This is a genomic window from Micromonospora avicenniae (assembly GCF_900156065.1).
Lineage (GTDB): Bacteria > Actinomycetota > Actinomycetes > Mycobacteriales > Micromonosporaceae > Micromonospora > Micromonospora avicenniae.
Genome location: NZ_FTNF01000003.1, coordinates 142,832 through 156,773, shown reverse-complemented (window position 1 = coordinate 156,773; position 13,942 = coordinate 142,832). Strand labels below are relative to the sequence as shown.

Below are 13,942 nucleotides of genomic sequence, written 5' to 3'. Positions count from 1 at the left end.
AAGCGTAGACCCGCGCTCGGCGCGAGGAGCAGGCACGGTTACGGGACGCTCGATCGCTCGGCCGGTGGCCCGGGCCGACCGGCGCAGCGGCCGGCCCGGATCATGGTCAGTCGTCGTGATCGTGGTCGAGATCGTGCTCGGTACGTAGCTTCGCCGCCTCGTCCGGGCGGCCCAGCCGGTCCAGCGCCTGGGCCAGCAGCCACGCGGCCTGCTGGACCGGCCGGGAGCCCACCGGCAGCCCACCAAGCACCACGCGCAGCAACCGCTCCGCCTCGGCCGGCCGGTCCAACCGCAGCAGCAGCTCCCCGGTGAAGATCTCGACCTGCGCCGCCTCGCCGAACGCCTCGATCGTGCGGAGACGGTCGGGCACCCCGTCCAGCCGGTCCAGCGCCTCGTTCTCCCGGCCGTCGCCGGCCAGCACCCGTGCCGCCACCTCGGCCGCCATCGCCCGCTCGTACGTCGCCGGTGGCTCCGAGTCCTCGGCGAGCGCCGCCGCGAGTCGGTCCATCACCTCCAGGACGCGAAGAGCCGCAGCGCCGTCACCGGCCCACATCCAGGCGTACGCCTCGCGCCGGCGGGCCCGCAGTTCGTCCACCGGGTGCCCGGCCAGCTCGTACGCGCTCGCCGCCGCCGCGAACCGCCCGGCTGCCGCGGCGTCCCGGTCCGCGTCGTAGAGCAGTCCACCGGCCTCTTCCAGCATCTCCGCCCGGTGCGGCAGGTTGTCCGGGCCGTCCAGGTTCTCCGCGAGCTGCTCCAGCAGTGCGAGCGCCGGGTCGATCTCGCCGAGCCCCTGGTAGATGCCGGCCAACAGGTAACGGCACCGGTCCGCCTGCACCTGGGCCCCGAGCTTGTCGAGCCCGATCACGGCCTCCTCGGCGACCTCGGCCGCCTCGTGCAACCGGCCGGCGACCCGGTACGCGTTGGCCAGTTCCCAGCGCAGCAGGGCGTCTCCCGGGGCACTCTGCTCCACGCAGAGCGTGACCGCTTCGGCGAAGTCGTCCACCGCGTCGTCGGCGCGCCCGGCCGCCATCAGCGCACGGGCCCGGGTGACCCGGACCGCGATCAGGGCGGCTCGGGGTGCCACGCGCAGTGCCTCGTCGCAGGCGGTCACCGCCTCCGCCGGATCGTCCGCCGCCCGCGCGTACGCCAGGCAGGCGCTCATCAGCAACTCGGCGACGCCCAGCTCCCGGGCGAGGGTACGGGCTCGCTCGGCCGCCGCGCGGAACTCGTCTGCCTTCTCCAACTCCTCGAGTGCGTGGGCGCGGTGCAGCGCGACCCGCAGTTCCAGGTACGGGTCGTCGACCGCCCCCGCCGGAATCCGCTCCAGCACGGCCAGCGCCTCGTCCCAGCGCTCGCCGTGCATCAGCGCGAGCGCCACCCGGTCGGAGGCGGCGGCCCGCTGCCGGTCGTCCCCGAGCCGGTCCAGGGCTCCGGCGGCCGCCTCGACCAGCGCCAGCCCTTCCTGCCTGCTCTCCTCGGCCATGGCGAGCAGCACACCGAGCCGGCTGGCGACCACCTGTGCCCGGACCTCGTCACCCAGTTCGCGGTGGGCGGCCGTTGCCGCCCGAGCGGTTTCGATCGCCTCCGCGACCTGCTCGCCGTCGCTCAGCTCGGCCGCCCGAAGCTCCAGCCGGCGAGCCCTCGCCGAAGGGGACTCTTCCGCCGCGCCGAACCGCTCGTCGTACGCCGCCAGGGCGGCCCGGAAGCCAGTGCGGTCGTGCCGGTGCCAGCTCGACTCGGCGAGGTCGAGCAGCTGGTCGGCGCCGGCCTCCGCCGGGATCTCCGGTGGCACCGAATTCGGAACGACGGCACCCTCGACGTTGAGCGGCCTGCGGTCCGCCGCCGGGGAATCCGAGCGGGGCACACGACGGCGCACGCTCGCCGAGAGCGGCAGATGCTCACCGGTCGGCTGCATCGCGAGGCGGGCGGCGGCCAGCTCGGACTGGCGGGAGGTGCCGTTACGGGCATCGAACCGGGCCGCCAACTCGGTGGCGGTCCGGGCCAGTTCCGCAGCGAGCCGTGCCGCCGGGACGTCGGCGGCCGGCCGGTCCCCCGCGGCCCGCCGGTACACGGTCAGCTCACCGTCCACCTGCTTGAGCGCCGCGGAGGCGGTCGCCGCGAAGTGCATGGTCGCGGCCGGGGACGGCGACCGATCCAGCCAGTCCAGGTGCCGCTCGACCAGTTCCAGGGCCCGCGCCTCGTTACCGGTCACCGTGCAGAACTCGATGTGGTCGCCGATGTCCCACAGGTCGGAGATGTTGCCGCGCATCCGGCGGTACGCCGTCCGGTGCGCGTTGCGCGCGTCCTCGTGCCGTCCCGACCGCAGGTACGGCACGAGCAGCGCGGTCAGGATGGCCTGCGGCTGCTCACTGCAGGTGAGCCGGCCGGCGAGCACCGGCTCGGCGAGGGCCGCCGCCTCGGCGTACCGGCCGGTGTCGGCGAGGTACTGCACCTCGGTGGTCGGGTCGCAGCCGGCGCAGTCGGAGAGGTTGTCACGCGGCGTGGTCTGCCAGAGCCGGTACCAGTGTGCGGCCGCGTCGCCGTCGCCGACGTGCTCGGCCACCCGGAACCGGTGCTTGTAGACGGCCTGGAGGCTGTGCCCGCCGGCCCGGTAACGCTGCTCCATGTCGTCGATGACCGCGTACGTCCGGTCGAGCGGCACCTCGGGGAACTTCAGCATGAGGTTGACCATGTACTTGAAGTGCCAGAGCAGCTGCCCCGCGTAGCGGGCATGGTAGGGCTGCGGATCCCGGTCGAACTCGGCGAGGCACCAGGAGAAGGTGACGAAGGACTTCGCCGGCTCGCCGCCGTACGTGTACGCGTTGGTGCCCTGCAACCGGGTGACGAAGGCCAGCTCACGATCCTCGGCCGCGTCGACCCGCCGGAGCAGTTGCTCCAGCGCGGCGATCTGTCCCGGCCCGAACGGCATGTTGCAGACCTGCCGGAACACCCGCCAGAGGTCCTCGATCGTGTCCACCGGTCACTCCTGTCCGGGTACGGCCCGGCCGAGCAGGCCGAGGAACGAACTGTTCAGCAGCGCGGCGTCCCCCGCGCGGATGGGATGGTGCCCGAGCAGCAACGCCTGTCCGTAGAGCGCCTCGACCGCGAGCCCGACCAGCTCCGGATCGGTGAGCGTGCCGACCCGGCGGACCAGCGGGTTGCGGTGGTTGAGCACCAACTGCGGCCGATCCGGTGGGGCGGACGCGGCGAGCGCGTCGAGCACCCCACCCCACAGCTCGTCGGCCTTGTCGCGGCTGGCCGCGAGCTGGTCGTTGAAAGCCGCCGAGCGGCTCACCAGGTAGAGCGCGGGTAGCGAGACCGGGTCGTAGGCCCGGATCACCACCTCGCAGCCCGTCCGCTCCAGCGCCCGCTGGGCGGCGACGAGGAACGGCCGCAGGGCCAGCTCGACCTGTGGGTCGAGACTGTCGAAGCGGGTGGTCAGGTCGCTCGGTTCCAGCCGCTCGATGAGCACCGACCGGTCGACGGCGGGCAGCCGCTCGATCAGCTCGGTGTCGTACGTGTAGCCGCCGTTCACCACGGCCAGGTCCTGGGCCGCGGCGACCGCGGCGAGCTGCCGGAACTCGTCCAGGCTCGCCGCGTACCGGATCAGGCCGTGCCGCTGCCGGAACTCGGCCAGCGTGAGCGTGCCGACGTTGGTGTCCATGGGCCACCACTGGTCGACCAGCCGGAGCATCTCGTCGTCGTGCAACGCCAGCGCCTTGACACCGAGGTGGTGGACCTGGAGGAACTCCCCGAGCCGGCGTGGGTGGTGCTTGGCGAGCCGCACCAGCCAGCCGCGCACCTGGTCGCCGAGCGCCTCCCGGGTCGCGGTGAGCAGCGAGTCCTCGTAGAGCGCCTCGCGGCTCGCGGTCGGCCGCAGTTCGCTGGCATCCACCACGCAGTGCGCGAAGAACGCCCAGTCGGGCAGCAGCCCGTCGGCGTGCTCGGTGAGCAGCATCCGCTTCAGGTAGACCCGGTGACCGGCCCGGGCCGCCGGATTCACCGGCTCGGAGAGGATGAACGCCGCGCCCGTCAGCCCGGCCTCGGGCACGGATAGTGGCAGCACGTCGAACGGTTCGAAGCCGAGCGTCTCCCGGGCGTACCGGATCAGGGCCGGACGGTCGACGGGCGTGCCGGGTTCCGCCGGCCAGGGCGGCGGCCCGGCGGTCGTGGTCACGTCGCCGACCCGGACGGTGAACGGCAGCAGCGAGCCGAAGAGCCGGGCCAGGTCGAGGACGGTCGGGGTGGCGAACCACTGCTCGGCGGACCGCCGTGGGACGAGCGTGACGCTGGTGCCCGGCTCGCTCCGCCCGGCGTCCGCCGGCGCGAGCTGGACCGTGTAGCGGCCGTCGGAGTAGCCCGTCCAGCACACGGAGGGCTGGTCGGCGTGCCGCGTGAACACCCGGATCTCGTCGGCGACCAGGAAGCAGGAGAGCAGCCCGATGCCGAACTGGCCGAGGAAGTCGTGCCGGGAGAAGCCCAGCTCGTCCCGCTTGGAGCTGCGACCGATAGTGGCCAGCAACTCGTGCACCTGCACCTCGGTGAGACCGATGCCGGTGTCGTGCACCCGGAGCGTCCCGTCGCCGGTCAGCTCGGGCGGCTCGATGCGGATCAACGCGGGCGCGTCGGGGTCGGCCGCCCGTCGCGCGGTGATCGCATCCACAGCGTTCTGTAAGAGCTCGCGGACGTACACCCGCGGGCTGCCGTAGAGGTGATGACTGAGCAGGTCGACGACGCCACGAAGGTCGACCTGGAAAGTGTGGTCCACGCCTTGCGCTCCCCGGTCCGATGCCGGCGCCCACCGTACCGATGATCACCGACAGGCGCGTCCTCCTTTCACCTGGCGGCTTGACCCTCGACCGGGTCGAACCCGCAGCCTCCCGTCATGCCCGCAACCCGTCTCGGCCGTGATTTCCACCTACTGTGGTCAGCCGCCGTCTCCTCACGCTTCGGCGACGCCCTGCGTACGCCGGCGCTCGCCCTGCTCGCCGCCACCCTGACCCGCGATCCCCGGCTGATCGCCGCGATCACCGTGGCCGGGCAGCTACCGCCACTGCTGTTCGGCCTGCTCGGTGGTGTCTACGCCGATCGCTGGGACCGGCGGCGCACGATGGCGCTGGTGGACGGCGTACGTGCCGCCCTGGTGGCCGCGCTCGCCGTGGCGATCGCCGTCGACCGGGCCGGCATCGTGACGCTGCTGCTCGCGGCGTTCCTGCTCGCCGCCCTGGCCGCACTCTTCGACGCCGCCTCCTTCGCGCTGCTGCCGTCCGTCGTGTCGCCGGCCGCCCTGCCCCGGGCCAACGGTCGCCTCCAGGCCGGTACGGCCGTGGCCGGCGGACTCATCGGAGCGCCCGCGGCCGGCGCGGCGTTCGCCGTGGCCCCCGCTCTCCCCTTCGCTCTCGACGCGGTCACCTTCGCCCTGGCCGCGCTCCTCGTCCTGGCGCTCTCGCCGCTTCCGCCCGCCGCCGGACACGAGCGGGTGGTCCCCGGGGCGCCCGTCCGTCACCGTCGCGCCGCGGCCAGGGGTCACGCCGGCGAGGACGCCCCGGGCGGCGGTACGGACGGTCGGCGCGGCTCGCTCTGGGCGGAGATGACGATCGGTCTGCGCTGGCTACGCGGCAACCGGACACTGTGGCGGGTCGCCCTGCTCACGGCGGCGAGCAACCTGGCGATCAGCGGACTGCTGGCCGTCCTGGTGCTCCATGCGCTGGAGGTGCTCCGCGTGCCGCCGGCCGGGTACGGGCTCTTCACCGCTACCGCGATCGTCGGCGGGGTGGTCGGGGCGCTGACCGCCGGCCGGATCGCCGCCCGGGTCGGCACGCTGCCCGCACTGCGTGCCGTGCTCGCCGCGCAGACCGTCGCGCTGGCCGGGTTCGCGCTCTCCCGGCACCCGGTGTGGGCGGGTCTCGCACTGGCGGTCTTCGCCGCCGGCACGTCCGTGTGGAACAGCCTCTGGACGTCGTACGGGCAGCAGCAGGTGCCAACCGCCCTGCTCGGTCGGGTGGGCGCCGCTCAGCGGATGCTCGGGCTGCTCAGCGCGCCGGTCGGCGCCGCGCTCGCCGGCCTGGTCGCCGGGGCGTACGGGACGGTGCCGGTCACGGTCGCGGCCACGGGGACGTTCGCTCTGGTCACCGTCGCGGCGTGGCGGGTGCTGCGACCGGTTGCACCGGCGCCGGCCGCCCACCGGCCCACCACCGCCGGGACGGCAGTCCGGCCGGGACCGCCCGCGTCGCGTTGAGCAACACGTCGTCCACCGAGGACGCCCGGCCGAATCCCTAGTCGCCGTTCGAGCTTCGGTGGGCAAGCCCGGAGAGGCGCAGGGCGATCCGCCGGCGAAGGGGCGGCACCGCTCCGGCGAGCCGCAGCAGCACGTCCCGCACCGGCCGCCCGGCCGGGGGATGGGTCGCCAGCCGGGTGAGCCCGGCCGCGAAACGCAGGACGTCCTCTGCCATCGGCCGCTGCCGGGCGGTGTAGTCGTCGAGCCCGCTCTCGGGGCCGCCGGCGAGCACGTCGGCGAGGGCGGCACCGAGGGCGGCGGCGTCGCAGATGCCGAGGTTCATGCCCTGTCCGCCGGCCGGGCTGTGCACGTGTGCGGCGTCCCCGGCGAGCAGGATCGGCCCGGCGCGGTAGGTGTCGGCGACACGGTGGTGCACCCGGAAGCGGGAGGCCCACAGCACCTCGGTCAGGCGATCCGGCCGTCGCACCGGTCCTCGCTCGTCGAGCAGGGCCTGGAGGTAGGCCTGCCCGGGCTCGGTGGCCGCCTGCGGTACGGCCGCCACCAGCCGTACCACCCCGTCCGGCAGCGGTGCCCAGATCAGCGGTCCGGACCGGGCGAGGAAGAGGGCCGCCTCGTCGCGCGGCAGGTGGCTGTGCACGCGGACGTCGGCGAGCACGAAGGACTCCGCACTGGTCTGCCCGGCGAATCCGATGCCTGCGATCTGGCGGACCATGCTGCGCATGCCGTCCGCGCCGACCACGAAACGTGCGCGCAGAGGGTGGTCGCCGATCCGCGCGATCACTCCGTCGTCGGTCGTTCTGAGGTCGGTCAGCCGGCACGGCCGGCGCACCGTGACGCCCAGCCCACTCAACTGCTCGGTGAGCACCGCCTCGGTGACCGACTGGGAGACCAGCAGCGCGTAGGGAAACCGGGTGGGCAGCCGGTGGAACGGCACCGCCATCAGCACCCGGTCGTGGTCGCGCACGGTGAAGCGCGGTGCCCGCACGCCCTGGGCCACCAGCGGCACCGCGGCGCCGATCCGGTCCAGCACCTCCAGGGTGTACGCGTGCACGACGGCCGCCCGGGAGGTCGTCGGTGGCCGGTCCAACTGGTCGAGGACTGTCACGTCGACCCCTCGCCGGGCGAGCGTGAGTGCGGTGGCGAGGCCCGTCGGGCCGGCCCCGACCACCAGGACATCTGTACTCGTGGGCAGCATGACCACCTCCGGAGCAACATAACCAACAAGCGTTGGCCAACACTTGTTGGCAAGCTTGACGGAGAGCGGACTGGAATGTCAACGGGCGTTGGCCTACGGTCGTTGGCATGACAGCAGCAACCGAGCCGGCCCGTCCGCGCCGGTCGGACGCGACCCGCGCGGCGATCCTCCAGGCTGCCCGGGACCGGTTCGCCGCCGAAGGCTACGAGCGGGCGACGATCCGGGCGATCGCGGCCGACGCCCGCATCGACCCCTCGATGGTGATGCGGTACTACGGCAACAAGGAGGGGCTCTTCGCGGCGGCGGCCGAGTTCGACCTGCGCCTGCCCGACCTGACCGCTGTGCCACCCGGACAGCTCGGTGAGGTGCTCATCCGCCACTTCCTCGACCGGTGGGAGGGCGACGAGACGCTGGCCGCGCTGCTCCGCGCAGCCAGCACGAATCCGGGCGCGGCCGACCGGATGCGGACCATCTTCGCCGACCAGATCACCGCGGCCGTGGCCGCCTTCGGCACCGACCCGGCGACGGCCGCCCGGCGAGCCGGCCTGGTCGCCGCCCAGACCCTCGGCCTCGCCTTCACCCGCTACATCGTCCAGCTGCCACCGATGGTGACGATGACGCCGGAGGAACTGATCGCCTGGGTGGCGCCGACCCTCCAGCGTTACCTGACCGGGCTGCCGGAGAACTGACCCAACCTTTTCCGCCTTCCCGCGCGTCTGCCAGGTGACGCGGAACGCGATGGCCGGGAGAGGCGGGCGGATGGGACCGGCGGCGAACGACGGGCGGGACGGCTACGTCGCCTTCGTGGAGAACCACCAGCACCGGCTGCTGCGCGCCGCGTACCTGGTCTGCGGCAACCGGCACCAGGCCGAGGACCTCCTCCAGGACGCGCTGCTCAAGCTGGCGCTGCGCTGGTCCAGCGTGCGCGAGGGCGACCCGGCCGCGTACGTGCGGTCGATCCTCTATCGGGACACGGTCTCCTGGTGGCGACGCCGCCGGCGGGAATGGCTGAGCGCCCAACCGCCCGAGCGGGTGAGCGCCGACCGGGACGGCACGCTCCGGCTCGCGCTGCGCGACGCCGTCGGCCAACTCCCGCCACGGCAACGAGCGGTACTGGTGCTGCGCTACTACGAGGACCTGAGCGAGGCGGCCACCGCCGAGGTGCTCGGCGTGACAGTGGGCACGGTCAAGAGCCAGTGCCATGCCGCGCTGCGCCGACTGCGGGAGCTCGCCCCCGAGCTGGGCCGCGACGACGGCCTGCCCACGGAACGGAGGTGAACCGGTGAGGGACGAGGACCTGACCCGGCTGCTGACCCTCGCCGCGGAGGACGTACGCCCGAGCCACCCGGCAGCGGCCGGCTGGGAGCGGGCTCGCCGCGTCCGGCGCGCCCGCCGCGTCGCCGGCGCCGCCGCCACGGCGGTCGTCCTGCTCACCGGCGGTGCGGTGCTGGCCCTGCGCCCCGCCGACCCGCCGGCACCGACCACGGCCGCCACCGCGACCGCCACCACGACCGCGATGCCGGTCCCGAACGCGCCGGTGCAGCAGCCACCGGAACAGCTCACCTATCCCGCGAGCCCGCTCAATCGTCTCGGCGACCCGGTGACCGCGTCGCTCTCCAGCCGCCCGGTCCGCCAGGCGCTGGCGCTCTATCAGCCGGTCGACCCGGAGACCGGCACGGAGGGACGGATCCGGGTGCTCGGCGATGACGGCCTGGTGCGGGAACTCGACGTGGTCACCCCGGCCCGAACCCGCGACGCCAGCGGCAACGAGGCCTTCGCCCTGAAGTCCGGCAGCCTCTCCGCGGACGGGCGGCTGGCCGCGTTCGCCCAGACCGACGAGGTGATCGTGGTCGACCTGACCACCGCCCAGGTCCGCCGCTACCCGCTCAACGGCTACCTGGAGCACGTCCTCTGGGCCGGCGACCGGCTCTTCGTCGGCGACGACGACACGACGTACGAACTGGACCGGCGGACGGGTGCCAGCCGGACGATGCCGCTCTCTCCCTGGGAGATGGTCGTCCCCGACCCGGCCGGCCGAACCGACAGCCTGCTGGCGTTGGGTGGCCTCCGGGACGGCCTGACCCTGAGCCGTTGGACGCGGAGCGCCGACCGCACCGATCGAGGCAGCCGGCCGCTCGACTTCCGCGCGCTACCGACCGGCGACCGGGTGAACGAGTTCTACGGACGGGGCTGGCAACGCGGCGACCAGATCGCCCAGGCGGGTTGGATCAGCACCGGCGGCATGGACGGGTTGGAGGGGGTCGCGGTGGTGGACGCCACGACCGGCGTGGTGACCCGCCTGCTCGACCTGGGCCGCGACCGCTCGAAGGGCTGCTGCGGGGTCCTGGGCTGGGACGGCGACGCCGTGCTGCTCCGCCACGACCCGGGTGGACTGCTGCGCTGGCGGCCGGCGACCGGCGAGGTCACCGGAGTGGCCCGGGACCTGAAGGGCGAGATCTCGCTCGCCGCCGGTTGATCTGTCGCCGACCGGCCGCTGTGGAAAGGGTCCCTGCACACCGGTTCCGGTGTGCAGGGACCCTTCAGGCAACTCGCCGGGTCAGGGGTTCAGGCCACCGGGCTGGTCGCCCTGCACGACAGGGGCGCGCACCAGGTTGCCCCACTCGGTCCACGATCCGTCGTAGTTGCGCACCTGCGGGTAGCCGAGCAGGTGCCGCAGCACGAACCAGGTGTGGCTGGACCGCTCACCGATCCGGCAGTAGGCGACGATGTCGTCGTCCGGGCTCAGCCCGAGCTGGTCGGCGTAGATCGCGCGCAGCTCGTCCGCGGACTTGAACGTCCCGTCGTCGTTGGCCGCCTGCTTCCACGGCTTGTTCACCGCACCCGGAATGTGCCCGCCGCGCAGCGCGCCCTCCTGCGGGTAGTCCGGCATGTGCAGCATCTCGCCGGTGTACTCGCCGGGCGAACGGACGTCGACCAGCGGACGGCCGGCAGCCACGTGCGCCATCACCTGCTCGCGGTACGCCCGGATCGGGGCGTCGTCCCGCTGCGGCACCGGGTACTCGGCCCGCGGCCGGGTCACCTTCTCGCGGCTCAGCTCCCGCCCCTCGGCGATCCACTTCTGCCGGCCGCCGTCGAGCAGCCGTACGTCCTGGTGCCCGAAGAGCGAGAAGACCCAGAGGGCGTACGCGGCCCACCAGTTGAAGTTGTCGCCGTAGAAGACGACCGTATCGTTGCGGCCGATGCCCTTGGCGGCGCACAACTCGGCGAAGCTCTTGGCGTCCAGGTAGTCCCGGGTCACCTGGTCGTTCAGTTCCAGGTGCCAGTCCACCTTGACCGCACCCGGGATGTGGCCGGTGTCGTAGAGCAGGACGTCCTCGTCGGACTCGATCACGACGAGCCCCTCGTCGCCGAGGTGCTCGGCCAGCCAGGCGGTGGTGACCAGGCGCTGCGGGTCCGCATACGCCTGGAGTCGGGGATCAGGATCGCTCGGCACAGACATGATCCCCAAGGTACGCCGGATGCCCCGGCACCGACCGGTAAACGTGACCGGCCCACCACCCGTTCGGATGGTGGGCCGGATCACTCAGGTGTCAGCCCTGTACGACGAACCAGTGGTACGCGTAGTCCGACCGGTTGCCGTCCGCGTCGACGGCGTACACGGAGATCGGATACCAGCGCGCCTCGGTGGGCGTGAGGGTGACCGAGGCGGTGCCATCGGCACCTGCCGCCACGCTCACCTCCGGTCCGTTGTCGAACTGGTAGACGTAATTCTTCACGCCGGGCATACGCGGCGCGAAGGTGAAGACGCCGGGTACACCCACGCCACCCGCCGGCTCGCCGGACGGGTAGGTCGTCGAGGTAATCGTCGGAGCCGTGCTGACCGCGAAGGTGAACGTCGCCGCTGGTGACAGCTCACCCGAAGTCGAGCGGCTACGAACCGTGAGGGTGTTTCGCGAGCCCCGGTCCGGGGTGACCATCAGGTCGGCGGCCGTGCCCTCGGTCACGGCGACGGTCTGCTCCGGCCCGTCGTTGAGCTGGTAGACGAATTCCACCGTGCCCGGCAGTTCCGAGCTGAACCGGAAGGCACCCGGCACCCCGATCCCACCCATGGGATCCCACTCCGTGTAGAGATACGACACGATCGTGGGCTTCGGGTCGCGCACCGTGAAGGCGTACTCGCGCGGCTCGGTGACGGTGCCGTCGCTGGTCACGCCCCGGACGGTCACCATGGTCCAGCCGGACCGCTGCGGGGTCCAGGTGATCGCCGCCGTCCCGTCCGCATCGGCGTCGACCGTCTTCTCCTCCTCGTCGTAGAAGACGTACCGGTAGCTCGTCACATCCGGCCGCTGCGGGCGGAAGGTGAAGACACCGGGCGTACCGGGCAGCCCGGCGGAGGTGTCCTTCGGGTAGTCGACCGACTCGACCAGCGGGGCGTCGTGCACCCGGAAGGTGTACGTCCGCTCCGGGGACACCGTCCCGTCCGAGGTGACGCCGCGGACCGTGAGGGTGTGTTCTCCCCCCTGGTCTGGCGTCCACGTGACCTCGGCAGCGCCAACGTCGTCGGCTCCGACACCCTGCTCGGGGCCATCGTCGAACCGGAAGCGGTACTCGACCGTCTCCGGCACCTCGGAGCTGAAGTAAAAAACGCCTGGCTGGCCCGGCCCGCCGCCAGGGTAGTACGGGCCGTACAGGCCGCCGTAGACGCTCGGCAACAGGTCCCGGACGTTGAAGTACCAGGTAGCCGGGTCCGACTCGGTGCCGTCCCGGCTGACGCTCCACACGGCAAGGTTCGTGACTCCCGCGACCTCGGGGGTCCAGGTCACGGAGGCGGTGCCGTCCGCCTCCGCATCCACCGTCTTCGGCTCTTCCCCGGAGAAGGTGTAGCGGTAACCCACCACGTCCGGTAGGCGCGGAGTGAACGTGAAGACGCCGGGCACGCCCTGGCCGCCGCCGATGCCGTACTCCTCGTACACCGTCGCGGCAATCTTCGGTTCGCTGAGCAGTCGGAAGTCGAGTTCCGAGGTGGCGGACACGCCGTCGACGGTCACGCTGGTGACGGTGAGCGTCCGGTAGCCCCCGCGGGTCGCGGTGACGGTCAACGTGGCCGTTCCGTCGGCCCCGGCGTCCACGGTCTGCTCCGGGTCATCGTCGAGATGGAACCGGTAGCTGACCACGCCCTCCATCTGCGGACGAACCGTGAAGGTGGTGGGTACGCCGATCTCGCTGAGTTCACCGTCGACGATCGGCCCGACGTCATAGGTGACGAAGTCGTACCGAGTCGTGCCGGAACGGTTCCCGGACACGTCTCGGCTCCATACCTCCAGAAAGTTGACGCCTCGCCGAGGCGTGATGGTGACCGTCGCCGACCCTCCCGGCCGGTCCGCCGCCACCGTCTTCTCGCCCACGGAGTTCAGCCGGTAGCCGAACCCGACCGCGTCCGTATCGCCCTCGGCGTCAAAGGTGACCTCGCCCGGCAGACCCGGCGAGTTCTCGCCTCCCGAGGGGAAGTCATCTGAAGAGACGGCTGGTGCCGAAGTCGGGCCCTGAAAGTCGGTACGGAAATAGCAGACACCGCTCCAGTCACTGGTCGCCCGGCTGTCTGCCGCCCGCACCTGCCAGGCGTACACCCGGTCGTGCTCGAACTGGTCGGAAGAGAACTGGCCGACCACGCGCTCGCCGTCCCGGGCATAGTCCGTCCGTTCGGTCCGAGCGTCCGGCTCGTCGACCGGCCAGAGGGCGAATGTGCCGGTCAGCATGTCCATGCCGCCGGAGACGTTGCGATCCGCGTCGTGCACGAGCGCGGAGGGACCCGGGTCGCGCCGCGCCACGAGCTGGTACGGCTCGGCCGTGGTGCAGGCCTTACCCGAGGTCGTTTCGAGGTCGGTCGGCACTCCCGGCGGATAGTTGTGGTCGATGGAGAGGCCGACCGTGCTGGCGTACCGGTGGGCCAGGGCCGGGTCCGACTCCAGGCCGGTGGGCAGTCGCAGCGACAGGGTGAGCGTCGAGGCTCCCTCGGCGAGCGCCTGTCGCAGCCCCTCCGTGGCATCCCACCCGACGTAGGGCGCCGGGCAGCCGGCGATGTCGGGCAGCGTCACCGTGGCCAGCTTGGCCAGGTCGACCGGTGGCTTCGCCCAGCTCGACCCAGCCGTGTACGGCCCGGTCCGCCACAGTTCGACCGGCGGCCGCTTGGTGCAGTCGACGACCGACGTCTCCTCGGCCGAGAACTTCGCCAACTCGATCACCGCACTTCGGTAGCGGGTGATGTCGAAGGTGAAGTACGCCCGAGAGGTGTGCTTGCGACCCCGATCGTCGCTCCAGGACCCGACCGGCACGTCGCCGGTTTGGTCGATGTAGACCTTGGTGGGCCGATGCAGATCGGTGTACGCCCACGAGGCATTCGTTTCGTACCGGACGTCGTACGCCAGAGCGGGTGCGTCGCTGACCGCCACCAGCCCTGCCGCCGCCACAACGGATAGCGCTGCGGCGAGTACTTTCCGCCGCAGCCTTCCGGATATCGTCCTGTATGGACTGGACCATCCCCCACGTCC

Annotated in this window: 9 protein-coding genes; 4 read left to right on the top strand and 5 right to left on the bottom strand. The window is 72.3% G+C overall.

Features of this window, described 5'->3' with window-relative positions; translation table 11 throughout:
* Positions 1–106: 106 nt before the first annotated feature.
* Together BXA10_RS06395 and BXA10_RS06390 are read right to left on the bottom strand one after the other, a co-directional pair.
* Complete coding sequence (locus tag BXA10_RS06395; RefSeq protein ID WP_245828151.1) at positions 107–2,977, bottom strand: hypothetical protein; 2,871 nt, start codon at positions 2,975–2,977, stop codon at positions 107–109.
* Between the two features lie 3 nt (positions 2,978–2,980).
* Complete coding sequence (locus tag BXA10_RS06390) at positions 2,981–4,768, bottom strand: HSP90 family protein (protein ID WP_076468568.1); 1,788 nt, start codon at positions 4,766–4,768, stop codon at positions 2,981–2,983.
* Positions 4,769–4,885: 117 nt separating this feature from the next.
* On the opposite strand from BXA10_RS06390, the gene BXA10_RS06385 reads away from it, so the two are divergent.
* On the top strand, positions 4,886–6,238 hold the full coding sequence (locus BXA10_RS06385; RefSeq protein WP_076468565.1) for an MFS transporter: 1,353 nt from the start codon (positions 4,886–4,888) through the stop codon (positions 6,236–6,238).
* 37 nt (positions 6,239–6,275) lie between these two features.
* Here BXA10_RS06385 and BXA10_RS06380 read toward each other — a convergent pair whose 3' ends face one another.
* A complete protein-coding gene (locus BXA10_RS06380; RefSeq protein ID WP_076468563.1) occupies positions 6,276–7,433 on the bottom strand; it encodes an FAD-dependent oxidoreductase in 1,158 nt (385 codons plus the stop codon).
* 107 nt (positions 7,434–7,540) lie between these two features.
* Between BXA10_RS06380 and BXA10_RS06375 the strand changes: the two genes are divergently transcribed.
* The 3 genes from BXA10_RS06375 to BXA10_RS06365 all read left to right on the top strand — a co-directional run bounded on the left by BXA10_RS06375 (position 7,541) and on the right by BXA10_RS06365 (position 9,909).
* Positions 7,541–8,122, top strand: coding sequence for a TetR/AcrR family transcriptional regulator (locus BXA10_RS06375; protein WP_139337901.1), 582 nt, complete (start codon positions 7,541–7,543; stop codon positions 8,120–8,122).
* Positions 8,123–8,192: 70 nt separating this feature from the next.
* Complete coding sequence (locus BXA10_RS06370) at positions 8,193–8,711, top strand: SigE family RNA polymerase sigma factor (RefSeq protein WP_076468561.1); 519 nt, start codon at positions 8,193–8,195, stop codon at positions 8,709–8,711.
* A gap of 4 nt (positions 8,712–8,715) precedes the next feature.
* Entirely contained in the window at positions 8,716–9,909 is a 1,194-nt protein-coding gene (locus BXA10_RS06365) for a hypothetical protein (RefSeq protein WP_076468559.1), read from the top strand.
* Between the two features lie 81 nt (positions 9,910–9,990).
* Here the strand turns inward: BXA10_RS06365 and BXA10_RS06360 are convergent, their stop codons facing one another.
* Both BXA10_RS06360 and BXA10_RS06355 read right to left on the bottom strand, forming a co-directional pair.
* A complete protein-coding gene (locus BXA10_RS06360; RefSeq protein WP_076468557.1) occupies positions 9,991–10,893 on the bottom strand; it encodes a sulfurtransferase in 903 nt (300 codons plus the stop codon).
* Positions 10,894–10,984: 91 nt separating this feature from the next.
* Positions 10,985–13,843, bottom strand: coding sequence for a hypothetical protein (locus BXA10_RS06355; protein WP_139337900.1), 2,859 nt, complete (start codon positions 13,841–13,843; stop codon positions 10,985–10,987).
* Positions 13,844–13,942 lie beyond the last annotated feature (99 nt).

Excerpts from the sequence above, each read along its gene's own strand:
- BXA10_RS06385 (WP_076468565.1), top strand. The coding sequence starts at position 4,886 with ATGCCCGCAACCCGTCTCGGCCGTGATTTCCACCTACTGTGGTCAGCC.
- BXA10_RS06380 (WP_076468563.1), bottom strand. The coding sequence starts at position 7,433 with ATGCTGCCCACGAGTACAGATGTCCTGGTGGTCGGGGCCGGCCCGACG.
- BXA10_RS06375 (WP_139337901.1), top strand. The coding sequence starts at position 7,541 with ATGACAGCAGCAACCGAGCCGGCCCGTCCGCGCCGGTCGGACGCGACC.
- BXA10_RS06370 (WP_076468561.1), top strand. The coding sequence starts at position 8,193 with ATGGGACCGGCGGCGAACGACGGGCGGGACGGCTACGTCGCCTTCGTG.
- BXA10_RS06360 (WP_076468557.1), bottom strand. The coding sequence starts at position 10,893 with ATGTCTGTGCCGAGCGATCCTGATCCCCGACTCCAGGCGTATGCGGAC.